This window comes from Undibacterium sp. Di27W (genome assembly GCF_049340345.1).
Classification (GTDB): Bacteria; Pseudomonadota; Gammaproteobacteria; order Burkholderiales; family Burkholderiaceae_D; genus Undibacterium.
Genome location: NZ_JBMPOS010000008.1, coordinates 88,863 through 115,322, shown reverse-complemented (window position 1 = coordinate 115,322; position 26,460 = coordinate 88,863). Strand labels below are relative to the sequence as shown.

The window sequence follows — 26,460 nt, the reverse complement described above, 5'->3', positions numbered from 1 at the left end:
AAGTCGCAGATGATCAGCCGTCGCAGATTTACCTTGTCCTTGTCCGCATTTGCTCTCTCACCACTCAGCGCAGCAGTGCAGGCAGCTTCCAGAAAACCTGCTGTGTCCTTGCGCCCGCCGCTGGCGCGGGAAGAGCTGATCACCGACACTTTGTGGGGCAAGGCCATTGCCGACCCTTATCGCTGGATGGAGCAAAAACCCGATAGCGCAGAATTCATCACTTACCTGCAAGCCCAGAGTACCTTTGCGCGGCAGAAGCTGGACAAGTTGCCAGGCCGGCGCACCATAGAGGCATCGCTGCAACGCTATAGCGCAGCCACGACAGACGTACAATTGCGCCAGGTCACCAGCACGCAGCTTATTTTTGCGCGCCGTGCCCCGGGGCAACAGGTGCCCAAGGTGTATGCCCGTCCGCATGCGGGTGGGGTAGAGCGCCTGTTGATCGACCCCGAAGCTGGCAAAAAAACTGACGCCCAAGCCGAGGCACCCAAACGTGTCACTGGTGTGCTGATGTCGCCTGACAACAAGCACCTGGCCTACACTATCGATAGCGGTGGGGATGAGATACGTGAATTGCATGTACTGAGCCTGGAGAGCGGCAAGGATCAACTGATCACCAAATTGAATGGCTTGCCGACCAGTTGGTTAGCTGATTCCAGTGGTTTGTTTTATTCACGCCTGCGTGAAGGCGCAGTCAAGGGCAAAGTCGATTTTTCATTTGATACTGCAAGCTGGTTGCACAGAATAGATAAAGACCCGGCGCAAGACAGTTTGGCCCTGCGCTGGAATGATGGCCCTGTCATGGGCCAGACTGAGCGCGAAATGCCCCTGGTGCTGACTAATGTTGCCAGCGACTGGGCGCTGGGTGCCATCTACAGCAATGGCGAATGGCCAGCTTACGGCATGGTGACACGCGTTGCAGAATTGGCTGTGGGCAAACCCAAGTGGACGGCGGTGTTTGACAGAGACGATATCGCAGTGCACGCAGTGACCGCAGGCGATGATGTCTATGTTCTTGCCAAAGGCAAGTCTGAGCGCGGTGAAGTGTTTAAAGTCAGCGCCCGTGATCCAGACAAAAGCAAACGTGAGGTCGTAGTCCCCCAGGGTGAGCATGTCATCGACAGCCTGAGCCTGGCCAAAGACGGTTTGTATATCCATGAGTTGCGCGGCCAGGTCGGTGCCTTGCGGCGCTACAGCTTTGCCACAGGCAAGGTGGAAGATGTCAAACTGCCTGTGACAGGCGCAGTATGGGAGGTTAAATGTGACCCCGCCGTCGAAGGTGCCTGGTTTGGCATGGATGACCTGACCTGGTCAGCGCGGACCATGCATACCGGCACTGACTTGCTGGCCAGAGATACAGGGCTGACACCCAAAGCCCCCTACAGTACAGCTTCATTCCTGACCACGCGCCAGGATGCCTGGGCACGTGATGGCACTGGCGTACCGATAGAAATACTGCATAAAGACAATACCAAGCTGAACGGCAAGAACCCCTTGCTGATCATTGCCTATGGCGCTTATGGCATCGTGCTGGACCCTGGTTTCCAGGGGGCCATGCTGGCTTTTCTGGAGCAGGGCGGCGTGATTGTTTATGCCCATGTACGTGGTGGTGGCGAGAAGGGCGAAAACTGGCACATTGCCGGGCAAAAAGCCAATAAGCCCAATACCTGGCGCGACGCCATCGATGTGGCAGAAACCCTGATCAAGGCTGGCTGGACATCACGTGGCAAGATAGCGCTATGGGGCACATCGGCTGGCGGCATCATGGTAGGCCGCGCGATTACCGAGCGCCCGGAACTGTTTGCCGTTGCCATAGGCGATGTCGGCGTGTTTAATACCCTGCGTTTTGAACTCACCTCCAACGGCCCAGGCAATGATGAAGAGTTTGGTACAGTCAAGAAAGAAGACGAGTTCCATGCCTTGCTGGAGATGGACAGCTTCCATCATATACGCCCAGAGATTCATTACCCGGCCTGCCTGTTCATCACCGGCGCCAATGACCCCCGGGTAGAACCCTGGCAAGTCGCCAAGATGGCGGCCCGCCTGCAAAAAAATGATGATACAAAACGCCCGGTCCTGATGCGGGTGGATTATGAGTCAGGCCATTCAGCGACCACCAAGAAAAGCGGCATTGCCAAGAACCTGGATATATTCGCCTTTATCCTGGCTTATACGCATGGCTGAGGCTGGTATCGCACGTACTGTAAACGCTGGCATCCTCATTTCTTTTACTGCTATCTTGCTGGCAGGCTGCGCTGTGGCGGGCAAGCCTGCGCCAGCAGAAGCAGTTTATACGGCAGAGTCCACCTATCAAAAACTCATCGGCAGCTACCCGTTTATCCAGATCGCCAGCCAGAACCTGCCTGCCAATGTCCAGCTACTGCGGGACTTGCCCTATGTCAGCCGTGAAGGCAAAGATTTACAGCTGGATTTATACTTGCCTGTGCAAAATAGCCCCCCAGACTTGCCTGCCAGACCGGCACTGGTATTGGTGCATGGCGGTGGCTGGCGCTCAGGCACGCGCGACAACCTCGGTGCACTGGCCATACGCCTGGCAGAACGGGGTTATGTATGCGCTGCCATCAGCTATCGCTTGTCTGCCCAAGCCCGTTATCCGGCAGCTATCCATGATGTCAAGGCAGCGGTGCGCTGGTTGCGTAGCCAGGCCCTGCTTTACCATATCAAGCCAGATCAAATTGCTGTTGCTGGTGGCTCAGCAGGCGGGCAGATTGCCGCCCTGGTCGGCGTGACCAATGACATGGAGAAGTTTGACCTGGCTGCATTTAGCACAGTGTCTAGTTCTGTGCAGGCTGTCATCAATATTGATGGTCTGTCAGACTTCACGTCAGAAGAAGCGCGCAAATATGAAGATGATCCCAGTAAAAAAACATCTGCCGCAGGTGCCTGGCTGGGTGGCAGCTATGCAGAAAAAACTGCACTCTGGAAAGAGGCCTCACCACTCACCCACGTCAGCAAAGACACTCCTCCCTTCTTGTTCATCAGCAGCGCACAAAAACGCTTTAGCCTGGGCCGTGAAGAAATGATGGGAAAAATGAAGGCTCTGGGTATTGCAACAAAGCATGTGCAACTACCAGACACGCCGCATAGTTTTTGGCTATTTGATCCCTGGCTGGAGCCTACCGTCGATGCGGTCAGCCAGTTCTTGGAGCAGATTTTTGCGAAGAAACATTGAGGCGGTGATGTATAGAATCAGGTCACACGATTCGTCCATGCTTTACTTCGGAAAAAGATGATCATCATCGCCAATACCATCAGAGGAACAGTGAGACAGAAAAAGAAGAAATTCACATCAGAGAGATCCCAGTCTGTTGGCAAGAAAAAACTGAGGATATTTTCGAGAGCATGCGTCATGCAAATAAAGCGCAAATTCGCCCCATAGATACCCATAAAAGATCCCCAGACTATCGAGGCGGAGTAGATTTTTCTTAGTTGTTTTCTGAGTGCAAAGGCAAGCGGTATGAAACCAACTATCGTCATTAATATCAGAGTGACAGGAGTCTCTGCCAGTTCTCTTCCAAATTTTTGGACTACATCCAAAAACGATAATGCCTTGGTGCCATACTCAGGATAAAAATTTCTGATGAAGATGGCGATGCAGATTTCTGAAACTGCATTGCCGATGGCGGTACATGCGCAGGACAGTAGCAGGGACTTACAGTAAACAAATATGGTTTTCATGTTGGCTTGCGTTTATGACCGCAATGGAGAGTTTCGCCGCCTTGCTGCACAATGAAGCCACTGGAAGAATTCAGGTAAATTTGTAATAAATTATTTTCTCTGTTTAGATCTATTGTCGACTCCTGGTCGTTCGAAATCAGCACGAGATTCTCACCTGCTTCCAAGGTAAAATCATGTGCCCATGGTTCTATCCACACGACGAGATTGTCTGTGCCATTGTTTGAGATAGAGAATTTAAACGGGCTCATTTTTATTTCTTGATTTTAATGATGGATGCGAGGAATTTGATTTGGCTGCAATGCCTATTTTACTAGCTGGGGAGTGATCGTGGCGGGCTCTTCGTCTGCATAAGATGGTGCGCATAGCGCACCCTACGGAATATATCCATTCGATAGCGATGGTGGTATCCGCGGTAGGGTGCGCCATGCGCACCGTTTTTTTTGTGAGCTGAAATAGGATGAGGGCGTATTGCATGCCCCCATCAAACCATCTCAGGTCGGTGCCTGACCATCTGCGACTACCCCCATTTCCTGCATGTTTTTCGGTGTATAACCGGCTTTCAGCAAGGCCTGGTTCAAAGCCTTGCGCAGATATTGCAAATCAATTTCTGTGCGTGCCAGGTTCAGGCCCAGTTCAACGATCTGGCCTGAACGCAATATCGGTGCACCGGTGCTCTTGTCCCATTGCAGCAGGTTGTGGTTTTCATTCGGGTCGGCATCGAGATTATACAATTCCCATTGCGTATTCGCAGGATTTTGCGGCTCCCAGTAACGCACCAGTTTCCAGGGTTTTTCAAAATAAGATTGTATATGGTTGGGTTGCACGACCGGGCCAGATGCCGTTAAGGGTTGTTCTTCCGTAGGCTTGCCGGTGGGGCTGGTCAGGCGCTCCGTGATGTTGAGATACCACTGGTATTTATCAGGCAGGTAATTGGTATCCAGTGGTGCAGTGATATTGTCGTCGCTGACAAATAGCACGCCCTTGCGTTCGCTGGTCTGCACATCACCACGTATGACAGGGGCCAGGTCTTCGCCAGCCAGGGGTTTGACATCATGGCCCTGGATGAATTTGGCCAGCGCCTGCCTGTCGTTCTGGTCATAGCCCGCCAGGCCCAGCAGGGTGGGCACCCAGTCTACATGGGTGGTATGGCATTGTACCGTGCGCATGCTCTTGTCACCATTCACCAATGGTGAAGAAATAATGGCCGGGATATGGATGGCTTCCTGGTAAGCGCCACACCATTTCTCTATCTGGCCACCATGGGCGCCCGCCAGTTCTCCATGGTCAGAGGTGAAGACGACGATAGTGTTTTGGTCCAGGCCACTTTCATACAGGCGCTCTAGTATGGTGCTGACTTCGATATTCACCAGGTATTGCAGGTAAAGATAAAACGCCAGGTAGTTGCGATACCAGTCCTCGGCATTGCTTTGCATTTTGAAAGGGTAGGGCGAGGGTACAACGGCATGCTGGCCACGCAACGTCGTCAAGGCGAGTTGGAACTTGTACGAATAATCGTACTGGCAATCTGGTTTGCTCGATAAATCACCGCGCCAGTTGGCGGGCAGCTTGACATCCCCCAGCTTGAAACCACCTGGGTTTAGTGGCACACGATAGGTGGCATTGAATTGATTGGGTACCTTGCCATACACCGGTGGCTGGCTCATCGTACCCTTCACCGGCGCACCAAAGGGCGCGATGATATCGCCCAGTGTTGGTGCTGTGGTGGGTGCGTCCACCGCCGGTTGCCACGGGAAAGGATATGCACCTATATCATGCGGATTGACAAATGAGGCCACCGCCAGCCAGGGCCGCAGCTTGAAGCTGGCATTGGTAGGGTTATTGCTGTTGATGATATTTGCCTCTACCCCCAGACCCTTGCGGCGCAAGAAAGTGGTGACCAGGTCAGTATAGCTTTTGTCGCGATACACCCCCAGGTTGGGCGTGCCAAAACGCTGGTCAGACGGGATGGAATATTCCCAGTCACTAAAGCCCCAGTTTTCCAGACTGCCAGTGGGCGAATCCGATAAATCCCAGCGCCCGAAATAATGCGTTTCATAACCCGCCGCACGGAACCAGTCACCCATGGTAGGCACGCCATCCTCAGGCAGCCACGGGAAAGCTGGATCAGTATCCACCTTGAACATGCCCTCGGTCTGCGTCACGCCGCTATGCGCACTGTACTGCCCCGTCATGATGGTGGCACGGCCAGGCACGCAGGCGATGCTGGAACAAGTATGATTTTGCAGCGATACACCATGCTCACGCAGTTTGACAAAGCCGGGGAACAATTCTGCATACGGATTATCCCGCAGGTCCGCTTCCTCAAAGCGCAAGATCTGGTACAGCGGCTCCAGCGGATCATAAGAATACCTGGGCGGATAACGCATCTGGTCGACCATGATAAAGAGGATATTGGGCCTGGCAGCTGCGGTGCTGTTGCCGCTGTTGGCATTACTGGAATTGCTGGCAGTGTTGGCAGTGGGGCTTGCGGTGCTCATGATCGTCCTTTTGGTAAGGGGTAGAACATCGAGAGAAATACGGCAAGGCAAGGGCATACATTGTTGCCTTGCATGAGGATTGCATAATTATTAATTTTAATGTAGCTTGTCGAAAAAACAAAGTTGTATGTGCTTCATCCACAAAAATTTTCAATTGTGGATGGGCAATAAAATTCCCTCGTCGATGCAAAGTGCTTGTGACACAGATTCAGACATGAATGGCTTGCAAATGGACGATGGCGCTTTATCCCAATAAACTGCACTTTTACATGAAGAGCGATTAGAGAATCTGGAAATAAATGTTGGTTTTTTAGATGGCTAAATGATGTGACTGTATCGAAATTCTTTGAAAGCTTAATCTTGATATGGAGTTATTTCCAACAGTAGAGCAAATCCACAGAATCATTTTTGGCTATAAAGTTGAGGGCCAGGATTTCATTGCCGTCATGCTGCACGGAGAGGTCATCCACCCAATCCCGCTCAATGCGGATAATGTGAAATGGGTGAGTAGCCTAAAACAGCAGCACTGTATTCGTGTTTTTGGTCAGAATAATAGAATTCTGGATTCTCAGCTTAAACAGCTGTGGGATAGGCTACAAATACAAGCTTATGGTGAACTACCTTGTGATTAGAACGCTTAAGGACGAGTGAGGATGCATTATTTGAAATCATGTAAGTACGTATCCGTGAAATTATTTTTCTTATTTGGAATTTTCTCTTCCAGCCATTTATTCGCCCAGAGTAATGAAACATGTGCAGAGAAGAATCTTAATGAACAATATTCTATCCTGGAGGAAAAGGATAGAATCATTCGTACAAAGTACGGGGACATGGAAAGATTGGCTTTATCAAAAGGGCAGAAATTATCAGAAGAAGATAGAAAGAAATTTTCTACAGAAGCGCGAAAAATTGATGATGAAAACCAGGCTACGTTGGATATTCTTGTTGGGAATTGTGGATGGCCAAAAGGGAAAATTTTTTTCGGGACCAACTTAAGCGCTGCTTTCTTTATAGTTCAACATGGGACTTTAGAATTTCAGTTGAAATACTACCCACTCGTAAAAGAATCCGTGAAAATGGGCGATACTCCAGAGCTGGTATTTGCCTATCTTGAAGATAGGATTTTGATGAAACAAGGGAAACCTCAGCGATACGGCACACAATCCTGGATTGGAAAAGATGGACAATACACAGTAGGCGACATCGAAGACCCTGATCATCTCAACGAAAGGCGAACAGCAATTGGCCTTCAAGTGATGCCAGGTTACCCATAATTTGTATTAGCTCTGACTTGATCTGACACAAACTGTCCAAGGGATTCTTTTGCCCATGCATGTGCAGCAAACATAGAGATGCTATTTATATAGGCAAATTAATTTCGTGTGATCATATTTAGTCGATAGTTACTCCCAGTTGTCTAAACTTGGTAGTAGCCAAATTTAATTTGCGGCACCATTCGCTGACACTCGCTCGAAGATAGGAAATTAGCCTGGTTCATGGCAATATCTATCCTTAGATATTTTTAAGGATACAACGTGAACGATATTATCCAGACTATTCAAGTGTCGGGATTCTACCCTGAAGGTGCTCCAGAAATCCATATCAACAAAGACAACAGCATTGTTCTTGAATTTTCATTTATGCCACCGTCAGACGTGGAAACCGACGAAGAAGTAGCCGCATACGACAATTTTGATGAACAAATCGAAGCTGCTATTGGCACGTCAGTGATCTGGGAAGATCGTGAGCTATTTATCATAGAGTCACCCGGAAAAGATACCGTTGAGTTATTAAGTAAATTTATTTCTGGTTTTCGCTCTTCAATAAACAAGAGTGTAGAACCCAGGCCCTGGACCTCGCTCTGCTTAAATAATGCGTTGAAGGCTAAGGCCCTGGGCCTAAAAGACCACTTGGGTGAAAGAGGATTCCAAATGGATGTCGATGAGTATCGCATCGCATTTTCCAGAAAAATAGAAGATGGCAACCAGAAAATCTTCATTTCACATAGGGTAGGGCAATTCGGCAATAATTTCTCGGTATACGTGTCGGTTAGTTTGGTATCGGCTCAAAAGATCGCTCGTGAACATGAGATGTTCTTCCCTCCAGAAAAGGAAGCTCCTTCTACGGGGTTTTCCACACTTTACTATTTTCTTGAAACCAAAGATGAAAACTTGAAATCGGATTTCCCTGCAACCACAGAGAAGGAATTCAAGCAGTCTTTCTCTGTGGTTGAAACAACGATCTTAAATCGGGTCCTGGATTTCCTTGATCAAAGCCAGGATGTAAAGAGCTTGGATGCAAAAATCAATTCGCTTGATGATGAGCCGTTTCCAGCTCAAGGCTTCCCAAAACAGTCATATTCAAGAGTCATACTTGCCCGCCTGGCCGGTAACCCGCGCTTTGATGACATTGTCGAGGCCGAAACCAAGGTGGTTGATTACAATGTGCTTATACGTGGACCTGGCATAGTGGGGACTTGGAATGAGTTGCTGGAGCATCTAAGATCTTTGCCAGAAGTGTGATGCTCGTCAGTTTGATGCGCATTCACCACTACATCAGACCGTTGCGCGCAGATAGAAATGCGGGTGCCTGCTAGCTTATATAGCGGCAGTTCGCTCTGTGGGCTGGTAAAACAAAAACTCGTAAAGACTTCTGGTTGAATTCTATTGTGAGCAAAGTAAATGCTACTGTTCGCACGACGCTTTTGGTAAGCGTCGTGTATGGAGCAAGATCAATCGCTGTTAAGAAAAATCGATGGTCTGACCTTCCTGGCAGGCGAAAGCCTGGGAACTGCCATTGACAACAACAATCGCACCAAAATGCTTGGTGTTGCCTTTCGACGGATCGCCGCCCATCGTCGTATTATTAATAGTGACAACGCCATTCGGATTCTGATTCAGCAGCGTCTGAAGTGTGCCGGTCACATTGGCGGCTTGAGTATTATTTTCATTTCCCCCAGCGAGGGCACCGTAAGCAGCAGATGTAACAACGTAAGTAATTGACATGGTAATTCTCCAATTGTAGGTTTCAATTTGCCTATGAAGAAGGCTTCAGGTTGTGAAATATCTGTTGTGCAGCAAATTCAGAATTGTGGGTTATCCTTTGCATTTATTGCCATTCAGATAATTCAATAAGAGCAATGTCCATGCCAGCGCTGTGAAAGCACTTCCAGCATGTTGTTCTCCTGCAGGCGGCTAGCCAAAGCAAATAAAGTTACATTTTTACATGTATAATTTGCATGTAAATTATTGCTAACATGTAAATATTTTTTTCCTTATTGCAGCTATGAAGTATTCGCGATGGCGGCCCACTCAGAAACACTTTTGCAGATGAGGAATCGCCTGGCCGCAGAGTAGTTTTTGCAACGCTGCCCCACGCGATGCAAATTAGATTTTTTTGCACGAGTTCAGGTTTGACATGACACAATCTTTCAGATGAGCTAGAGTTTTTTTACAACTAGCGGATGAGCGTGGTCATCATTCGTTCAACATGAAAAATAGAGTTACATATGAACCAATCGAAAGTCCTGTATTTCCAGGAAACCTACAGCAAGATGAGGGATGATGAATTGGCGTATCTCATCGCAACGGGAGGTGATGGACTGGTCGAGGAAGCGCAAATGGCCTTGACCAAAGTTCTCCAGACCCGGGACTTGAAAAGCATTGAAACTGAGGTGGCATTGACCGCAAATGATCTGAACAGTCAAGCGGCATTCAAATTTCAGCAAATGCGAAAGCAGGAACAGTTAAACGCCTCCCTTCGAAAAGCATGGCATGTTTTCTGTGCAGCTTTTTTAATTTCGGGTATCGTACTTTTAATTTTCGATGACTATGAACGCGGACCATTTTTTGTCGCCGCTGGCCTCATCGGCTCAGCACTGTTCGAACTTCGTCGGCTTGCTGTCAGATTCATTGTTGCTATCTTTACGATGAATTAGCCAGTACAGGTGGGAATAGCTCCGCGTATTCGCTGGTATGTTGCTGTAGTGCTGGTTCTAGGGATATGTTTGATTAAACCAATCCAGGTCGTCTCTGATACTCTCGATTTCAGCTGCTGACCTGGACAATACAGATTTTTTCAAGATGATTACTGCATCTTTTATCTCTGGATGTTCTTGAATAATTCCAAGGTCCTCTGCAACATTTGACATCATCGTGCCTAGCAAATAAACGTCGACATGGCGCACATTTTCTTTCATATATTCCAGGGCTCGCTGCAATGATGTAGAGTACAAAACATCAAAGCATGAAGCCTGAAAGTAAACATCGCCTTTTTGTTGAACCAAGATTTCCAGGGCCAATTTCTCTGCCGCAGTTTTATCTAGGTCGGCCAACGCATGCAATGCAGATAGCGCATCATCAAAATCATCCAGCATGTTGACGGTAGCCATTAACTGACTAGTGTCTAGCGTTTCATTCATCTATAAATCCTCCAGAATAAGTTTCTCAGAATCGATACGCATAGAGCATAGCGTAGATAGCCGTAGTTGAATGGGATTATCTCTTAACAAAGCCCGTAGGTGTAGTAGACATGAGTTTGCTATCAACATCAAAAGTCTGATTCCGCGCCAGCATTAATGCCAGTTACTGCAATATGAAAGCAGCCATCCCATTTTCCATCACACCTGCCATCTGATGAAGTTGTCAATACGCATAAAACCCGCGTAGAATAAAGAGAAGGCGGGTGTAGTTTAATGGTAGAACGGCAGCTTCCCAAGCTTCATACGAGGGTTCGATTCCCTTCACCCGCTCCATTAAAATCAATGACTTATGCGATGCCTTGAAAATTAAAATTTCCGCAAAAAAAGATTTTTTCCCGCAAAACACTATAAATAAGCCCAAATTCTAAATGGGCTCGCAAATATCATTCGCTCTATAATTTTTTATATGAAGCAATGCGAGGACTATTAGCAAAATCCAGCCCCCTGCTTCAATCGACCAGCGATAGTACTGCGAATCATCAAAAAAGAGAGCGGCATGGCTCCCTGAGGCCGGAGTTTCCAACACTCGGCAAACTGCAGCCCATCCAACAAACATCAGTCCCCAAAAAACCAAAATAAAAAACTCAGGCTGGAACCAGAGGAGCGACAGAAGCAACAGTGCACAAGCAAGCCATAAAGCGCCAGATACATAGGATGTAATTGGCGAGTAGCTGCCCCCCAAAATCCCATGTGAATATGTGCCGGTAGATATAACACTCGACTCCTGCAATTCATGAAATTATGCGTCAAATTGCGTCAACTTTTTGGGGCTTCCGTCTGGCCGCAAACGTAAGCCGGTCTTGGTTCTCAGTGGTGACGCATATTTGAGTAAAAAGCGACCTATTTAGCGGGCAGGTGTGGTGGTGGGGTGTCTGCGCGCCAAGGGTTCAAACTGCAAAATATTGCAAATTGACAACAACGCCGACATGGTGTGCATGCTTTCGCGTGATATAAGTGATTTGGGGTAGAGATGTGATTTAATTGCTATTAAATTACTTTTTACGCATTCGCTAGTCGAAAGAATAATATGTTTCCAATGAAACTTGCATTACCCCATGAAGTCGTCAATGATGGATCTGTCGCAATAACTGAGATAACCGCAGTAGGGAAATACGCTGCATTCATTCTGGCCATTTATGAACAACCAATTGACTTCAATTAGACAGGCAAACCCAACACCCAAGAAGAAAGCCCTCAATTTGCTGGCGATGGGATTTGTTATCTTTGTTTGCGTGTCGCTTATATGCATGGATGGCTGGCGTAGCTGGACAGCAAGAAGGACCCAATTGCGTGAGATGGAAGTTTCCACTGCCAACATGGCACGCGCAATAGCACAACATGCAGACGATACGATAAAAGCGGCGGACACTGCTCTATTAGGAATTGCCGAACGAATCCAAGTAGATGGTACTAGCCCTGTTGCTTTGGAGCGCCTCCACAATTTGTTAGTACTCAGGACAGCGGAACTTTCCCAGCTCAAAGGCTTATTTGTTTATGACGAAAATGGACGGTGGTTAGTTAACTCACTCCCCACAATGCCATCAAATGCCAACAATGCAGATCGTGACTATTTCATTTATCACCGCACTCACGAGGGCAATAGCACCTATTTAGGATCGCCAATCCTTAGTCGTTCTAGTGGCATATGGGTCATAACATTGTCACGTAGGATTAATCACGTAGATGGAAGTTTTGCTGGTGTTGCACTTGCAACGATAGATATTGACTATTTCAATAAATTCTACGACAGATTCAATATTGGCAAGGCAGGAGCAATCGTTCTGGTATCGAACAGCGGCACCATGATTACCCGTCGCCCACTTTTGCCCGATTCCATTGGCAAAAACATGAAGACGACACCCGTTTTTAAAGAAAGCTCGTCTAAGGCATTAGGGTCATTCACTGTAAAATCGTCCCAGGATGGTGTCAAACGGTTAAACAGTTTTCAGCGCCTGGATAAATACCCTCTGTTTGTTTCTGCAGCTGTATCAGAAGATGAAATTCTTGCCGATTGGCTGACAGATACATATTGGCACTCAGCAGGCGTCGCCTTGCTCGTCATCATATTGAGTTCCGTAGGTTTCTATCTGATTGGTCAGATGAAATTGCGCTTCAATGCTGAAGCTGAGCTCATTAGGGCACGGGACGCAATGATTGATCTCAATAAGACACTAGAGCGCTTGTCTCTTCAGGATGCGCTTACTGAGCTTGCCAATCGGCGTAATTTCGATCTCACTTTAGAAGAAGAGTTTAGCCGGGCGATCAGAAATGCCAGTTCACTGGCCCTCATCATGATTGATGTTGATCACTTTAAACAATATAACGACCTCTACGGCCATGCTGCTGGCGACGAGTGCCTGAGAAAAATCAGCCAAGCAGTTAAATCTTGCCAGAACCGCGCTGGCGACCTGACGGCTCGATATGGCGGTGAAGAACTGGCGGTGATTCTTCCTACCACTGACGTCGAAGGTGCCATATTAATTGCTGAGAAAATACGTCAGGCAATTCACAATTTAGGTATTTCACATGCTGGCAACGAGGCTGGAATTGTGACTGTCAGCGCGGGGGTTGAGGCCATTTCCCCCGTGAGAAACTTGCATAACCCTGTGGAATTGATTGAAGCTGCAGACAACGCACTTTATGCAGCTAAAAAGAGCGGACGTGACCGTGTGTGCAGTAATTTGAATTTGGCACAGGCTGCCAGTTAGGCAGGTCGAGAAGCGGCATCAAATGACTTCTCGAAACAATTTTGTCATCCTGCCTGGCAGCAATAAGAAATATTACCTCCATTTCTTTTAATTGCGGCTTGCAACTTCTGATAGGCGTTACGACATTCAATATTGTAGAAAAGCTCGCCATAGCCAATAGGCTCATCACAAAACAGGCAATGCATATCAGGCTCAACGATAGTAAAGCGTTGCATCGTGTTAAGCGCGTATTCAAGATCAAGCCTAATGCGCGCATCTTCGCTGTCAGCGATATCACTCATTTTGTACCCCCTCCCTCATCACCCAATGAATAAGGCGTGAACCGGATCACCTCCGCGCCCAGCCAGACCGCGCACCTGCAGCACCTGTGCTGCAAATGATTAACCTGTGGGACTAACCATGAACGACCACCAAGCGCCCGTGCAGGCTCAAATACCACCACTGGACCCGGCAATAGCGATCAAGCGCGAGCCGAACTTACGCCAGAGGCTCGAACAGCTCTTGCAGCCATCGCCAGCGATGGTGACGCCGCCATCAGGCAATTAAACGCCTGCATTGATTCTTACCAGGCCGTCAGGAACATCAACAATGTACAAGCCCAATAGCCTGCGCGCCCACTTAACGGCAGCCATACCAGATTTGAAGCGCAACCCAGACAAGCTGCTGGTCTTTGCAGATAAAGGCTGCTTGCGCACCACCCGTACCGCATCACGTTCGTTTGAATATGCCTATCTGTTAAACATCATCGTCACTGATTACGGCGGCGAAGAAGATGCACTCATGGTTCCCTTGCTGGACTGGGTGACAGCACACCAGGCAGCCTTGCTAGGCAACGATGACAAGAGCAATAAAGGCATATGCTTTATGGTTGATTTCAATAATCATGACAGCGTCGATATCAGCCTAGAGCTGGACATTACCGAGCGCGTCATATTCAAACAGACAGGCAACAAGCTCGATATTGCCCACGCAGGCGAGACAGCCGCCACGCCCGGCTATACAGCGCCATTCTGGCAGCTCTACAACGGCGACAACCTGCTTGCAGAATGGCAGGTACTTAAAACAGGTCCTGCACTATGAGCGACGATCTCAAAACCCTGGAGCAATGGGCAAGCGTTTTGCTCGTTCAAATGAATCCGGCCAACAGGCGCAAAGTCAGTGCGCAAGTGGCACAGGATTTACGACGCTCCCAGCAGCAACGCATCAAAGCGCAAATGACACCCGAAGGACTGCAATACACACCAAGGAAGCCGCGTAAGGATTTGAGCAATAAGAAGGATCGAATAAAAAAAGCAGAAGACTGCCATGTTCGCCAAGCTGCGCACCAATGCCAATTTGAAAGTGAAAGCCGATGGCAATGAAATTGCTGTTGGATTTTTTGGCCGCGTTGCCCGTATTGCGCGAGTGCATCAGTTTGGATTAAATGATCGTGTTGCCAAAGAAGGGCCTGTAGTCACATATGCAGAACGCAATTTAATAGGCTTCACTTCGAGTGACATAGAGACAATTCGAAAATCAATATTAACTCAGCTCTGATCGCAATCGGATTCAATTTTTATTTATAAAGTGCGTGTAGGCACTCATACCTTTAAACAGTTGCGTTACGGGAATTTGATATTCTTCTTAACAGCCGAGTAAATTATTATTAAAAGAAAATTAGGTAATTTAAAATTATGCGTGTATATTGCGTCTCGTACTTGCATCAAGTCCTTAATTTTTTGGTCCCAATTCCGCATAGCTTTATCTCTCTGGCTGTTCTGTATTTTTTCCACTGGTTTTATCACTTGCTTACAAGTCCATTTTGGGCGATTTTGCCTATGGTTTTATCAAAAGGAAAAAAACATGAGTACTCAAACAGGTACAGTTAAATGGTTCAACGATGCTAAGGGCTTTGGCTTTATTTCTCCTAGTGAAGGTGGTCCAGATTTGTTCGCCCACTTCCAGGACATACAGTCCAGCGGCTTCAAAAGCCTGAGCGAAAACCAGCGTGTGTCTTTCGAGCGCACAGCCAGTCCTAAAGGCGACAAAGCCAGCAACATCCAAGTACTGTCCTAATATCAGACCAAGGTCTTTATTGACCTTGTCGGGCAAATCGCATTTGCCCGGTCGCAGCGCTTTTGATTAATTCAGTATTATCGGCCAGTGGCACCACGCAGATAGCATGGGTTGCTGGGGATTAGTCAATCGCATGGCGACACCCTTCATCTGTCAGTGTTCTTGTCTAGTACAAAATACTGATGCGCAGAATGATACTTACCGGCTCTTGATACCACGCAGATAGCATGGATTTAGAGAAAATGGTATTGTCGTTAAAGGATGCATAGTGCATCCTGTGAACAAGACCGCAGAGTAAGCTCAGCCTACTCCAAAGCGCCTTCATTCTCACCGGCTGGTTTTTGCATGTCTATGTGTATATATATATGCGAACCGGGAAATGGTGTAGTGAAGTGTTGAAGGATCTCATTCGTGGTATCTCCTGTTATGGACCGAACTATAGCGGACCAGTAGGAACAGGCAAACACCCCCACGTTGCACCGCGCAGATAGCACGGGTGACGTACCAAGCAGTGACACTATGCAGATAGCACGGGTTGCTGATCGTTTGCTCGAATGAATGGAATGCCCACCTCTGGTGGGCTTTTTGCGTTTACGATTAGCTATTCGCTGTTATTCAAAATTTCTTCAGCATTGTTGTCGGAATTTCTTCATTTAACACGTGAACATCTACATTTTTACAATCGGGTTGCGACGTCGTCCAGCCTGCACGATATTTAGACTGTCTAGTTAAAAAATGCTGGTTTTTAGCAAAGAAATATTAATGCAAGTCATGCTAAATACATTTTTGACTTGGCATTGATGTTGCCTTAAAAGCAAGCAATATCACTTGTTGTTTGCAGAAAAAACCATGTAAACTGCCCTGAAGGTACATACTGCCCACCTCTGCGGCAGAAACTGGAAATTAGCTCAAATCGTGTATGAAAAAAGTCGACAAAGCAACATGGGCTGAAAGCCCAAAGCAAAATAGTATATTGGCAGCACTACCAAAAGAAGATTACGAGCGCATATTCCCTGATCTGAAATTGGTTCCTTTGCCCCTGAAATGGACCATGCTGGAGTCTGGTGACCATGTGCGTTTCCTGTATTTTCCTATCTCTGGCATAGTTTCGCTAATTTACGCTCTGGAAGATGGCTCATCCAGCGAAGTGGCGCTAGTAGGTAATGAGGGCATGGTTGGTATATCCATTTTCATGGGCGGCGACAGTATGCCATCCAGCACGGAAGTGCAAAGCACAGGTAAGGCATACAAACTCAGCCGAAAGATTATGAAAAGAGAATTTTCTCTTGGCGGCAAATTACAACAGTACGCTCTGCTCTATACCCAGGCACTAATTTGCCAGACATCACAAACCGCAGTTTGCAACCAACACCATTTATTAGATCAGCAACTATGCCGTTGGCTCTTGATGAGCATGGACAGATTACACTCTGAAGATATCACAATCACTCAAGAAATGATTTCCCATTTATTAGGAGTGCGTCGCGAGAGCGTCACGCAAACAATAGGTCAATTACAAAAAGATGGTTTGATTGCCGCTAGGCGTGGCCACATCAAGATAATAGACAGACCTGCCATGGAAGCTCGCGTCTGCGAATGCTATGAAGTTGTTCGCAAAGAATACTTGCGTCTGCTACCGCCGGTACCCGATGCTGAGCCCATAGCCTAGCCCGGGTAGGTACGAATAGCCCCGCATATTCGCATGCATGATTTTACAGTGGATATTGATTTTTTCGGTCTCGACATGCGTGCGATTACGTTTCACTAATCGCACCTACGCGGGCTATGCACTCACCCAAGTCCATCATATTTTTCATCGCATTCATCGTGAAGCAGGAACTCGAATTCTCTCTTCAAAGAACCGCCAGCAAATCGTGTTTTGATATTTTAAGGTTCGCATATGGGAGAAAATTGCGTAGCCTACGATAGGCAAAGACTGACCATGAAGTAATGAAGGCACCCATCCCATCAATGCCCGCTACTTGTAGTAGAATTTGTCGCGAAATATCTAGCATCCCTCGCGCATGCGTACACGTCCACAGTTTGCTAAACCCTTTAGCAAATCCGTCCTGCGTGATTGGCTACCCGCGTAGGTGCGAACAACTCTGGCAAAAGCACACAGCCTCATATTAAAAAACAGGATAAGTGAATGTTTATACCAATGCATAAAATCGACGACGAATTTATGGCGGGCATGCCAGAAAGAGTCAAGATGTCTATGGATAATTTGCCGCTTTTGGTTGAGACATCAAGAACGAAAGCGATGAATTTAGCTCTTTTATCAAATGCGGCAAGTTCTGCCGCTGGATTTACCTATTTAGTCGATCCTAAATCCGATGCAGTTTCTCAATCACTAGAAATTTCAAGGCAGGCATTAAATGCCATGTTCGCATGTGTAGTTAACACATCATCGGCGACGGTAGTCCAGTTTGGGAAAGGGGAACCTGTCAGCTTGACGGGCAAGCCTGACGAGAGCGCCTTGCATGCGGGGAGATGGCTAGACGCCTTTTATCTCAACTTGATCTTTGGGGACTTGGATGAACTTCGCAAGTTATGCCACGTCCCGACTGAGCTTCTGCGTGCGTCGTCCACAATAGCATCTGAGTATGCTTATCTTTATAAAGACGTGCTGTGCTCCTACATTCATGGTGAGCCGGATGTCATCGATCAAATAATCGCAACATTGCGGGCAACAGACCCAGAGAGGCCAGATATCGTCAATAGATACTATATGTTGACAAAGTCGGTGCCCAATATTCAACTTTTTTATTATGCTGTGACCTCAGACCAGAAATTTGGGGCTGCAATGCAAACAGCAGTTCAATGCCATCGCGACTACTGGGGCGACTCGCTAGAGAATTCCCGAAGTGCTAGAGGTTTCATCTCTTTAGACTTACTGGGGCTAGCGGTCTTAGGCATGGATTCAGGACTAAGCTTTGATGTCGAATCCCCGTATTTGCCAATGCATCTTATAAAAAGCCTGTGAACTCGCTACAAAATATCTTACAGCCCTGGCAGATACACTAACGTCCGTGAGTTGCTGACAGCGCATGGCATTCAAATATTTATGAATTTCCAACCCGATGGGCGATTACAAGCCGTAAACCGCCCCTATGCAGACTGTCGCCCGGGCCTTTATCCTTTCAGCACGTGTAGCATGCAGCAACGCAGTATCATGAACTCCTTTGGCCAACTCGTGATCCTCAGTGACTAGTGAGGATGTGCTTAGATTATGGTGAATCACCGATGATTGCGGGAAAAACGGGGGTTGCCAATTCTGCCAAATCCCCCGTAGAATAAGGCTTTCGCGGGTGTAGTTTAATGGCAGAACGGCAGCTTCCCAAGCTTCATACGAGGGTTCGATTCCCTTCACCCGCTCCAGTAAAATCAAGGACTTAACCAGGCTTATTTCTGTTGATGAAATGAGTCCTGGAACAGCTTGCCATCGATGTTCAAAATAATGCGCGCATGGTATTCAAGTGCTGTTTGGCAATATTAGCTTTGAACGCCTCGGAAATCCGTTCGAATGTCCCCGTCAGAGCGATATCGCCGCGATGTCTGTGTTGCCTAAATGACGGGCGATTAAGCCGCAACCTGGTTTTTCAATGAACGTTTTGAAATGCCGTGTAACACTAGCGTTGTACCTGGCGATACAATATCGGAAAATTCCGCTGCTTATAGAGCAAGTACAGCAATCGCCATTGCCAACAACAGAAAGTAAACCTCACCATGCAACAACTGACTACGCGTCTCCTGTTCACAATCGCCTTATTGTGCAGCACAGCTTTGTCTGTGCATGCCAGCGAACCCGTCAATGGCAGTTTCACGGCCAGCCAGTCTTGTGAGCTGTATTCATCTTTCAATAAGCAAAGCAATCCTGGTGCGGTACGGGCGGTGGTGGGTAAGAGCTATGCGGTAAAAGAGATCAACAAGCCGGGTGACTACAACTGGTTGCGGGTGGATGTAGAGGGGGCGAATCCGAATTTGCGCTGGGTGGCGCGTGATTGCGGCAAGGCGCAGCTTGATCAGGTGCCGCAAGACAATGCGCCTGCTGGCCGTGCCAAGGCAGCCAGGGCTGCCGATCAGCAGAGCATGTGTACTACGCCAAATCAAGAGGATAGCTATGTGCTGGCCATCACCTGGCAGCCAGGTTTTTGCGAACACTTTGCCTATCATGGCAAAAAGCCGGAATGCGATGCCATCAATAGCGGTGCACTCAAGATATCCAATCTGACCCTGCATGGCTTGTGGCCGAATAAAAAAGAGTGTGGCATCAATTATGGCAACTGCCCCGGTGCACCGCTGAAACTGAATGCAGATACCGTCAACCGCATCGCCAAGTGGATGCCAAATTTCCAGTTTGAAAGCAAGTTTGGCGAATACGAATGGAGCAAGCACGGCACTTGCCAGGCGCGTGATGCCGATACTTATTTCAAGACCGCGGCGGCGGCAGTGGAAGAAGTGAATAACTCAGCGGTGGGCAAGTTCATCCTGGCGCATGCGGGTAAGTCATTCAAGGTCAACGAGTTTTTTGATGTCATCAAAAAACAGGAAGGTGAAAACCTGGCCAGGAATTTCATGCTGAGCTGTGCCGATGGCAAGTATTTGCAAGAGATACGCCTGAAGCTGCCGACCAATTTTGAAACCGGCAAAGGTCTGGCCAAATTGATCGGTGATGCAGAAGGTTTTAATCGTCAGCTAGACAAGTGTGATAACGAGATCATGGTGGAGGCCAGTGGCCGGGGGCGGTGATTTTTACTAAAATCTGCTGGATGCTACTTAGCTCTGGCATCTGACCTTTTTTAACGCACCAATGTAGCAAGGATTTTTTTCATGTTCATCGTTGAACTCACTTATATCCAGCCACTGGCAGTAGTGGATCAATTTGTGGCTGAGCACCGCGAATTCCTGGAGCGGCATTATGCCAGCGGGCAGTTCTTGCTATCCGGGCGCAAGGAGCCACGTACGGGTGGCTTTATCCTGGCGAATGTAGCCAGCCGGGATGTGCTGGAAGCGATTTTGCAGCAAGACCCGTTTCAGCGGGAGGCGGTGGCGCAGTACACCGTGACTGAATTTCTGCCGTCCATGGCGGCCCCGGCATTGGTGGGGTTGCTGGCATCTTAGTTTTTTCCAGCGCGGTAAGGGAATGGCACATGTCCTCCTATCCCTCTGCCGCACAGGATACATGTCTTCGTTATTTACTGAGCACCGCCAGGGCCTTGTCCAACACCACATCGCGCCCGGCACGTATGTCATCCACAGTGGGGGCAATTTCTATGTCGGGCGCGATGCCCTTGCCAACAAATTCGCGGCCATCAGGAAAACTATCGTGTTTGACGCAGATGCGGGCGCTGCCGCCACCTGGCAGTTTGAAGGATAAAGGCATGCCTGTACTGCCGCCAGTAGCGCTGCCTATGATACGGCCGCGTTGCATGGTGACATAAGACAGCAGGAAATCTTCTGCTGCAGAAAAGGTTTTTGGTCCTGCCAGCACTACCACCGTGCCGCTATAGATGTCCTGGTGCTCTTTTACATAGGGCTTGGCCAGACCGCCTCTCAAGGTGCCCAGGAAGATGACATCACCCTGGGCGCGCATGAGGTTGCTCTCCTGTCTTTCTGTACTATCGGCAAAGGGCACGGGCTGCTTGCTCAGCAGGCTGAGTACGGCGGCTGCATGTGTGCTTGATCCACCGCCATTGCTGCGGATATCGAGTATCAGCCCCTTGGCTTTCATGATGGTGGGCATGAGGCTGGCCAGCTTTTTGGCACCCGCATCGCTCTCAAAATGGTCTATGGCCAGATAGGCGATCTCACCCTTGAGCATCTTGAAATCGAAGGCGGGGTTATCAGCCACGTCCCTGGCTTCGCCACGGACCACAGTTTCTACTCTTTCCTTGCCTGCGGCATCGCGCAAACCCAGACGTATTTTCTGACTTCTATCACCCATCAACAGTCCATAGCCATAGGTGCGCACCGCCTTGTCTTGCGGCGTGCTGCTGCTGGCATAAGGGGCGACTTTGTTCAGTGCGTATTCATGGACGGGCTGGCCGTCTATGCTGGTGATTTCTTCGCCGCGCCTGATTCTCTTTGCCAGTTGCTGGTTGCCTACCCTGGTGATCAACACAGTCTGGCCTATCAGTGCAGTATCAAGCGCAGGGCGGGAATAAAACTGATCACTGAGCTCATCCGGTGCATAGATATTGGTGTGGCCGTCTTGTAGCTGGGGTGCCAGTTGCATCATGATCTGGTAATACTCGCGCGTGCTGGTGGTTTGCATAACCTTGCCCAGGTAGTCCAGATACAGCCGGTCCCAGTCCAGGTCAGGCACATGCTGGAAATGGACAAAACTGCGCCTGGCTTCTGACCAGAACAAGGACAGGCCGGCGACTTTTTCTGCATTGCTGATATTGTCCTGATACCCTGTGGCGAGGACGGATGAGCGCCCCATTTTGGCAGGCAACTCCGCAGCCTTCAGATAGGCTTGCAGACGTGGCTCATTCTTGATGCTGGCAAAGCTGGCGGCGTTCAGATAGGTTTTTATCGCGGGTATCAAGACCCAGTGCTGGGTGCTTTCCAAAAAATTGAAGAAGGCTTCCTTATTGCCCAGGCGCAGTTCAATGAGCGCTGCATCAAACAGATAATCAAAACGGCGACCGTGGAAATGGGCGGCATCCGACATGAGGTCTTTGGCATCGTTACTTTCTATAGATGACAATGCCAGTTTGATTTTAGCGAGTGCCTGTTGCAGTTCAGCCTGGCTGGCAGTAGCAGACCTGGAAAGGGCTTTTGCCTCGTTCCTGAGTTGCCCTATAGCCTCGCGTGCTGCGTTGATGTTTTGTGAGGCCAGCTTGATTTTGCTGGTGATGGCGGGCTGGTTGGCAGCAGTATCGGCAGCATAGGAAGTGCAGACAAACAGGCTGGCAAACATTGCAGACAGGGCAAGGCGCGCTGGCAAGGCAGAGTAAAGACGGGTCATTGGAAACTTTGCTTTCATCATGGAGATGCTCCCTAACTGCTGGGAAACATGTAAAAGTATAAATGTGTAAATTATAAAAGATTGCCAATATGAAATTATGGATTTTTCTTGCTACTTACCTCTTTTTTTAACAGGCTCATGGCGCAAGCATGCAAGATAATTGCAACAGATGTAATGAATTATGCGGCAGCGCCTCGTAGCAGAGATACAATGAGTAATGAGTTGGTGGACTAGAGCTGCTCATCCAGATTCATGGGCAGTTAAGAAGAAAAGACCTTCAGCGGGAACTTCACACTCTTGAGTTTTTATGGCAATCGATTCAAAAGCCGCCAGTCAGTCAGGTTTAAGTAAGGCAGCCGCAGCGGTGCTGCCCGGGCGAGACGTGCCTGCCCGCCAGACGCCGGTGGCTCAGGCTGAGCATGCTGCCCTGAAAATGACGCGGCAAGAGCAGCAACAGTCTTGTCCGGCCATGTCTGGCATCTACCAGGATTTTTTCTGGCGCAGTGCCCAGGCTTGCCTGATACTCGATGCCGCTGGCACTATCCTGCAAGCCAACCCGGCAGCGGCGGCTATGCTGGGGCAGCAGGCAGATGCCATGCCTGGGCAGGCTATGGCTGGCCTGGTATGGCAAGAGCAGGCGGTGCTGCAAGAAGAGATGGACCAGACTTTGAGTACAGGGCAGCCTGTCAGTTGTGAAGTCCGCTGCATGAAGGCTGACCGTGAGCTTATCCTCTTGCAACTGGCCCTGAGCCGGACAGCGATGGATGGGCAAGCGCCCTTGCTGATGGTCATCATGAGCGATGTCACGCAGCGTCCGGGCAAGTCCATGAACCAGCCTGAGAGCCAGTATTTTGCCAGTGTCGTGGCAGAGAATGTGCCCGACATGGTGGCTTACTGGAACACCGATCTGCGCTGCACCTATGCCAATCATCAATACCTGACCTGGTTTGGGCGCAGCCCTGAGCAAATGCAAAATATCAGTTTGCAAGAATTGCTGGGAGAAGAGCTGTTTTCCAAAAATATCGCCTATATCCAGGGCGTTTTAAAAGGCGTGAACCAGCAGTTCGAGCGCAGCCTGGTCAAAGCCAATGGCGATATAGGCTATGTCTGGGCCCAGTATATTGCCCATAAGGTTGACGGGGTAACCCAGGGGTTTTTTGCCCTGGCAACCGACGTGACCTTGCTGAAGCGGGCGCAAGTGGCGCTCATCAAGAGTGAGGCAAAAAATCGTGCGATGCTGCGTGCCATTCCTGATTTGATCTTTACCATCAGCCGAAATGGAGATTTCCTGGATGTGCATGCCAGCAGCCAGCTCATGCTGCAAGAGAGCAAAGATCAGTTCTTGCTCAGCAAGGTGGCTGACATGCTGCCACCAGCCGTGGCCAGCCAGTATATGCAGGCGGTAGCGCTGACACTGGACAGTGGCAAGCTGCAAGAATTTCGCTACAGCATGCACGACATGGAAAGAGGGGAAATGCAGTTTGAAGCCAGGGTCGCTTTTTGTACGCATGACACGGTCATAGTCATCGTACGCGATATCACTGAAACTGAAAGAGAGCGGCGTCAGCGTGAATTGCAATTGTCTGAGCGCCTGCAAATCAGAGAGAACGATTTACGCGACATGCAGTTAAGCCTGACCATGGTCAGTGATGTCACCCATATCGGCACCTGGATAGGGGATGCCAGGTCCGGTGAATTATGGGCTTCGCTACAGTGGCGCAAGCTGTTTGGTTTCAGCGAGGATGTCGCCCTGAATCTGGCAGACATTTTGCAGCGCATACACCCGGCAGACCGGCAGGCGGTGAGCGACATGATGAAGACTGATTATTCGCGCGAGCAAAGTCGCCATCATGTCGAGTTCAGGGTGCTGTTGCCAGATGGGTTTTCAGGCAAAGCCTGCTGGATGGCGGCGGTCTGGCAAGTGGAATTTGATGAGCACCAGCAAGCCCTGCTGCATCGTGGCGTAGCAGTGGATATCTCGGCACGCAAGGAAGCCGAGCTGGAGCTCGGACAGAAACGCATGGAAGTCATGCATCTGGGCCGGGTCGCCACCATGGGTGAATTATCAGGTGCACTGGCCCATGAATTAAACCAGCCGCTGACTGCCATCCTCAGCAATGCCCAGGCCGCACAACGTTTTTTGACGCGCCCTGAGCTTGATCGGCAGGTGCTGGGCGAAATCCTGCAAGACATCGTCGATGAAGACAAGCGCGCTGGTGAAATCATCCGTCGCTTGCGCCGCCTGTTCGACAAGCAGGCCAGTGTGCAGCATAGCGTGGACATTAATCAACTGGTGCAGGAAGTCTTGCATATACTGCGCAATGACATGGTGAACCAGGGGATGACCCTGCTCTGTGCCTTGCAAGATGGCTTGCCCGCCATTAGTGCCGACCCTGTGCAATTGCAGCAAGTCTTGATCAACCTCATCATGAATGCCTGCGATGTGGTCGCCGGGCTTGATGCCAGCCAGCGCATCATAGAAATCCATAGCACGATGACTGGCACTCAGCAGATCCAGGTGAAAGTAGATGACCATGGCCCTGGCATACCCGATGCCTTGCAAACCAGGATATTTGAGCCTTTTTATACCACCAAGGCGCATGGCATGGGCCTGGGTCTGTCGATTTGCAAAAATATCGTCGAAGCCACAGGTGGCCAGCTCTGGTGTGAAAATCGACAGACGACAGAAGGGAAACCAGGGGCCAGTTTTCACTTTACTCTGCCTGTCAGCAAAGGGGTCTTGTCGTGACAACTGAGATGATCACTGAGATGACAACTGAGATGACAACTGAGCCGCAAGTCTTTCTGGTGGATGACCAGCCTGCCGTGCTGAAAGCCATGACACGCTTGCTCGATTCTGCCGGTTTGCAAGCCCGGGGCTATGAGTCAGCACAAGCTTTTCTGGAGAGTGGTCATGCCAGCCAGCCCGGTTGCCTGGTGTTGGACCTGGCCATGCCGGGCATGGATGGCATGGCCTTGCAACAGCGCCTGCGTGAAATCGAGAGTGATTTACCCATCATTTTCCTGACGGGTCATGGCAATATAGACACAGGAGTACAAGCCATGAAACTGGGTGCGCAAGACTTTCTGACCAAACCCGTGGACGCTGATAAGTTGCTGCCAGCCATACAGGCTGCCTTTGTACGCAACCAGCAGGCACGCCAGAGCCGGGCAGAAAAACTGGCTATACAAAGCCGCCTCGACAGCTTGACACCGCGTGAACTCGAAGTGCTGCACCTCATCGTCGAAGGCAAGCTCAACAAGCAAGTCGCGGCGGAACTCGGCACGGTAGAAAAAACCATCAAGGTGCACCGCGCCAGGGTCATGAGCAAGATGGGGGTCAGCTCACTGGCCAGCCTTATCCATTTACTGGAAAAACGCAAGGATTGAATCTGGCATTGATATAGCTTGCGCCTGTCTTCCTGGCCTGCATAGGCAGCATGATCGCTGTCGTCTTTCCCTTTTTGCAATTACCTAAGCCACCTAAGCCACCTAAGCCAGTTTAACAATTGTATGCACCATATTGGACCAAGGTCCAATAGCCTTGCCCACCGCATCTCTATAAAGTGATGCCTATGGGAAATACATCTACATGGATAGCGGTGGTTGATGACGAGGCAGGTATACGTCGTGCCATGTTGCGCTTATTGCACTCAGTCGGGCTGGAAGCCTATAGCTTTACTTCGGGCATCCTGCTGCTGGACAGTCTGCATTTGCGGCAACCGGGTTGTATCTTGCTGGATTTGCACATGCCGGATATGTCGGGTTATGCCGTACTGGCGAGGCTGGCGTTGATTGCGCCTCAGATACCAGTCATTGTCATGACGGCCAGTGAAGTATCAGACATCGTGGTGAGGACGGGTTTGTCGCATGCGCAGACGGTCTTGCACAAACCCTTTAATGACCAGGACTTGTTCACTGCGATTGAAAAAGCCCTGGGACTTAAATGTGCATCAGATCCTGCTGCATCAGGCGCTGGTCAGGAGGATCAGCAATCCGGTGGTGGGCACCATAGCCATCTTTCCATCATCAACAAAATATAAG

At 49.2% G+C, this 26,460-nt stretch carries 25 protein-coding genes and 2 tRNA genes; 20 read left to right on the top strand and 7 right to left on the bottom strand.

Annotated features, from left to right (window positions below; translation table 11 throughout):
- The first annotated feature begins 9 nt into the window (after nt 1–9).
- Nucleotides 10–2,184, top strand: coding sequence for a prolyl oligopeptidase family serine peptidase (locus ACO0LF_RS17105; RefSeq protein WP_423016082.1), 2,175 nt, complete (start codon nt 10–12; stop codon nt 2,182–2,184).
- A complete protein-coding gene (locus ACO0LF_RS17100; protein ID WP_423016080.1) occupies nt 2,177–3,193 on the top strand; it encodes an alpha/beta hydrolase fold domain-containing protein in 1,017 nt (338 codons plus the stop codon). Before ACO0LF_RS17105 ends, ACO0LF_RS17100 begins: the two co-directional genes overlap by 8 nt.
- Nucleotides 3,194–3,210: 17 nt before the next feature.
- Here the strand turns inward: ACO0LF_RS17100 and ACO0LF_RS17095 are convergent, their stop codons facing one another.
- The 3 genes from ACO0LF_RS17095 to ACO0LF_RS17085 form a co-directional block, all read right to left on the bottom strand.
- The gene (locus ACO0LF_RS17095; RefSeq protein ID WP_423016078.1) at nt 3,211–3,699 is read right to left on the bottom strand and encodes a hypothetical protein; all 489 of its coding nucleotides are present in this window, start codon (nt 3,697–3,699) and stop codon (nt 3,211–3,213) included.
- Nucleotides 3,696–3,947 (bottom strand): hypothetical protein, encoded by a 252-nt coding sequence (locus ACO0LF_RS17090; protein WP_423016076.1) that lies wholly within the window; start codon nt 3,945–3,947, stop codon nt 3,696–3,698. Before ACO0LF_RS17090 ends, ACO0LF_RS17095 begins: the two co-directional genes overlap by 4 nt.
- A gap of 243 nt (nt 3,948–4,190) precedes the next feature.
- The gene (locus tag ACO0LF_RS17085; RefSeq protein WP_423016074.1) at nt 4,191–6,197 is read right to left on the bottom strand and encodes a sulfatase-like hydrolase/transferase; all 2,007 of its coding nucleotides are present in this window, start codon (nt 6,195–6,197) and stop codon (nt 4,191–4,193) included.
- 686 nt (nt 6,198–6,883) lie between these two features.
- Here ACO0LF_RS17085 and ACO0LF_RS17080 point away from each other — a divergent pair.
- Nucleotides 6,884–7,471, top strand: a complete 588-nt coding sequence (locus tag ACO0LF_RS17080; protein ID WP_423016072.1) for a DUF6624 domain-containing protein — start codon at nt 6,884–6,886, stop codon at nt 7,469–7,471.
- Between the two features lie 261 nt (nt 7,472–7,732).
- The gene (locus ACO0LF_RS17075; protein WP_423016070.1) at nt 7,733–8,719 is read left to right on the top strand and encodes a hypothetical protein; all 987 of its coding nucleotides are present in this window, start codon (nt 7,733–7,735) and stop codon (nt 8,717–8,719) included.
- Nucleotides 8,720–8,938: 219 nt separating this feature from the next.
- On the opposite strand, the gene ACO0LF_RS17070 is transcribed toward ACO0LF_RS17075, so the two are convergent.
- Nucleotides 8,939–9,202: a hypothetical protein gene (locus tag ACO0LF_RS17070; RefSeq protein ID WP_423016069.1), complete on the bottom strand. Its 264-nt coding sequence runs from the start codon at nt 9,200–9,202 to the stop codon at nt 8,939–8,941.
- A gap of 503 nt (nt 9,203–9,705) precedes the next feature.
- Here ACO0LF_RS17070 and ACO0LF_RS17065 point away from each other — a divergent pair.
- Nucleotides 9,706–10,134 (top strand): hypothetical protein, encoded by a 429-nt coding sequence (locus ACO0LF_RS17065; protein WP_423016067.1) that lies wholly within the window; start codon nt 9,706–9,708, stop codon nt 10,132–10,134.
- 57 nt (nt 10,135–10,191) lie between these two features.
- On the opposite strand, the gene ACO0LF_RS17060 is transcribed toward ACO0LF_RS17065, so the two are convergent.
- Nucleotides 10,192–10,617, bottom strand: a complete 426-nt coding sequence (locus tag ACO0LF_RS17060; protein WP_423016065.1) for a hypothetical protein — start codon at nt 10,615–10,617, stop codon at nt 10,192–10,194.
- Between the two features lie 259 nt (nt 10,618–10,876).
- Here ACO0LF_RS17060 and ACO0LF_RS17055 point away from each other — a divergent pair.
- Nucleotides 10,877–10,950, top strand: a tRNA-Gly gene (locus tag ACO0LF_RS17055).
- Between the two features lie 863 nt (nt 10,951–11,813).
- A complete protein-coding gene (locus ACO0LF_RS17050) occupies nt 11,814–13,385 on the top strand; it encodes a sensor domain-containing diguanylate cyclase (RefSeq protein WP_423016063.1) in 1,572 nt (523 codons plus the stop codon).
- 44 nt (nt 13,386–13,429) lie between these two features.
- On the opposite strand, the gene ACO0LF_RS17045 is transcribed toward ACO0LF_RS17050, so the two are convergent.
- Nucleotides 13,430–13,666, bottom strand: coding sequence for a hypothetical protein (locus ACO0LF_RS17045; protein ID WP_423016061.1), 237 nt, complete (start codon nt 13,664–13,666; stop codon nt 13,430–13,432).
- Nucleotides 13,667–13,784: 118 nt separating this feature from the next.
- Here ACO0LF_RS17045 and ACO0LF_RS17040 point away from each other — a divergent pair, with 118 nt between their 5' ends.
- The 10 genes from ACO0LF_RS17040 to ACO0LF_RS16995 all read left to right on the top strand — a co-directional run bounded on the left by ACO0LF_RS17040 (nt 13,785) and on the right by ACO0LF_RS16995 (nt 20,564).
- Nucleotides 13,785–13,931, top strand: a complete 147-nt coding sequence (locus ACO0LF_RS17040; RefSeq protein ID WP_423016059.1) for a hypothetical protein — start codon at nt 13,785–13,787, stop codon at nt 13,929–13,931.
- A 42-nt stretch (nt 13,932–13,973) separates the two neighbouring features.
- Nucleotides 13,974–14,465, top strand: coding sequence for a phage tail protein (locus ACO0LF_RS17035; protein ID WP_423016057.1), 492 nt, complete (start codon nt 13,974–13,976; stop codon nt 14,463–14,465).
- On the top strand, nt 14,462–14,746 hold the full coding sequence (locus tag ACO0LF_RS17030) for a phage virion morphogenesis protein (RefSeq protein WP_423016055.1): 285 nt from the start codon (nt 14,462–14,464) through the stop codon (nt 14,744–14,746). Before ACO0LF_RS17035 ends, ACO0LF_RS17030 begins: the two co-directional genes overlap by 4 nt.
- Nucleotides 14,691–14,921, top strand: coding sequence for a phage virion morphogenesis protein (locus tag ACO0LF_RS17025; RefSeq protein WP_423016053.1), 231 nt, complete (start codon nt 14,691–14,693; stop codon nt 14,919–14,921). The genes ACO0LF_RS17030 and ACO0LF_RS17025 overlap by 56 nt, the downstream gene beginning before the upstream one ends.
- A gap of 306 nt (nt 14,922–15,227) precedes the next feature.
- Complete coding sequence (locus ACO0LF_RS17020; RefSeq protein ID WP_423016051.1) at nt 15,228–15,440, top strand: cold-shock protein; 213 nt, start codon at nt 15,228–15,230, stop codon at nt 15,438–15,440.
- A gap of 919 nt (nt 15,441–16,359) precedes the next feature.
- Complete coding sequence (locus ACO0LF_RS17015) at nt 16,360–17,109, top strand: Crp/Fnr family transcriptional regulator (RefSeq protein ID WP_423016049.1); 750 nt, start codon at nt 16,360–16,362, stop codon at nt 17,107–17,109.
- A gap of 480 nt (nt 17,110–17,589) precedes the next feature.
- Entirely contained in the window at nt 17,590–18,426 is an 837-nt protein-coding gene (locus ACO0LF_RS17010; protein WP_423016047.1) for an immunity 49 family protein, read from the top strand.
- A 321-nt stretch (nt 18,427–18,747) separates the two neighbouring features.
- Nucleotides 18,748–18,821: transfer RNA gene (locus ACO0LF_RS17005), tRNA-Gly, on the top strand.
- A 348-nt stretch (nt 18,822–19,169) separates the two neighbouring features.
- Nucleotides 19,170–20,192, top strand: coding sequence for a ribonuclease T2 family protein (locus ACO0LF_RS17000; protein WP_423016045.1), 1,023 nt, complete (start codon nt 19,170–19,172; stop codon nt 20,190–20,192).
- Nucleotides 20,193–20,273: 81 nt separating this feature from the next.
- Nucleotides 20,274–20,564: a YciI family protein gene (locus ACO0LF_RS16995; RefSeq protein WP_423016043.1), complete on the top strand. Its 291-nt coding sequence runs from the start codon at nt 20,274–20,276 to the stop codon at nt 20,562–20,564.
- Nucleotides 20,565–20,634: 70 nt separating this feature from the next.
- On the opposite strand, the gene ACO0LF_RS16990 is transcribed toward ACO0LF_RS16995, so the two are convergent.
- Nucleotides 20,635–22,437, bottom strand: a complete 1,803-nt coding sequence (locus ACO0LF_RS16990; RefSeq protein WP_423016041.1) for a S41 family peptidase — start codon at nt 22,435–22,437, stop codon at nt 20,635–20,637.
- 286 nt (nt 22,438–22,723) lie between these two features.
- Between ACO0LF_RS16990 and ACO0LF_RS16985 the strand changes: the two genes are divergently transcribed.
- From ACO0LF_RS16985 to ACO0LF_RS16975, 3 genes are all read left to right on the top strand, one after another.
- Nucleotides 22,724–25,165, top strand: coding sequence for a PAS domain-containing sensor histidine kinase (locus ACO0LF_RS16985; protein WP_423016039.1), 2,442 nt, complete (start codon nt 22,724–22,726; stop codon nt 25,163–25,165).
- Complete coding sequence (locus tag ACO0LF_RS16980) at nt 25,162–25,806, top strand: response regulator transcription factor (protein ID WP_423016037.1); 645 nt, start codon at nt 25,162–25,164, stop codon at nt 25,804–25,806. Before ACO0LF_RS16985 ends, ACO0LF_RS16980 begins: the two co-directional genes overlap by 4 nt.
- A 185-nt stretch (nt 25,807–25,991) precedes the next feature.
- Nucleotides 25,992–26,459, top strand: coding sequence for a response regulator transcription factor (locus ACO0LF_RS16975; RefSeq protein WP_423016035.1), 468 nt, complete (start codon nt 25,992–25,994; stop codon nt 26,457–26,459).
- The last annotated feature ends 1 nt before the right edge of the window (nt 26,460 follow it).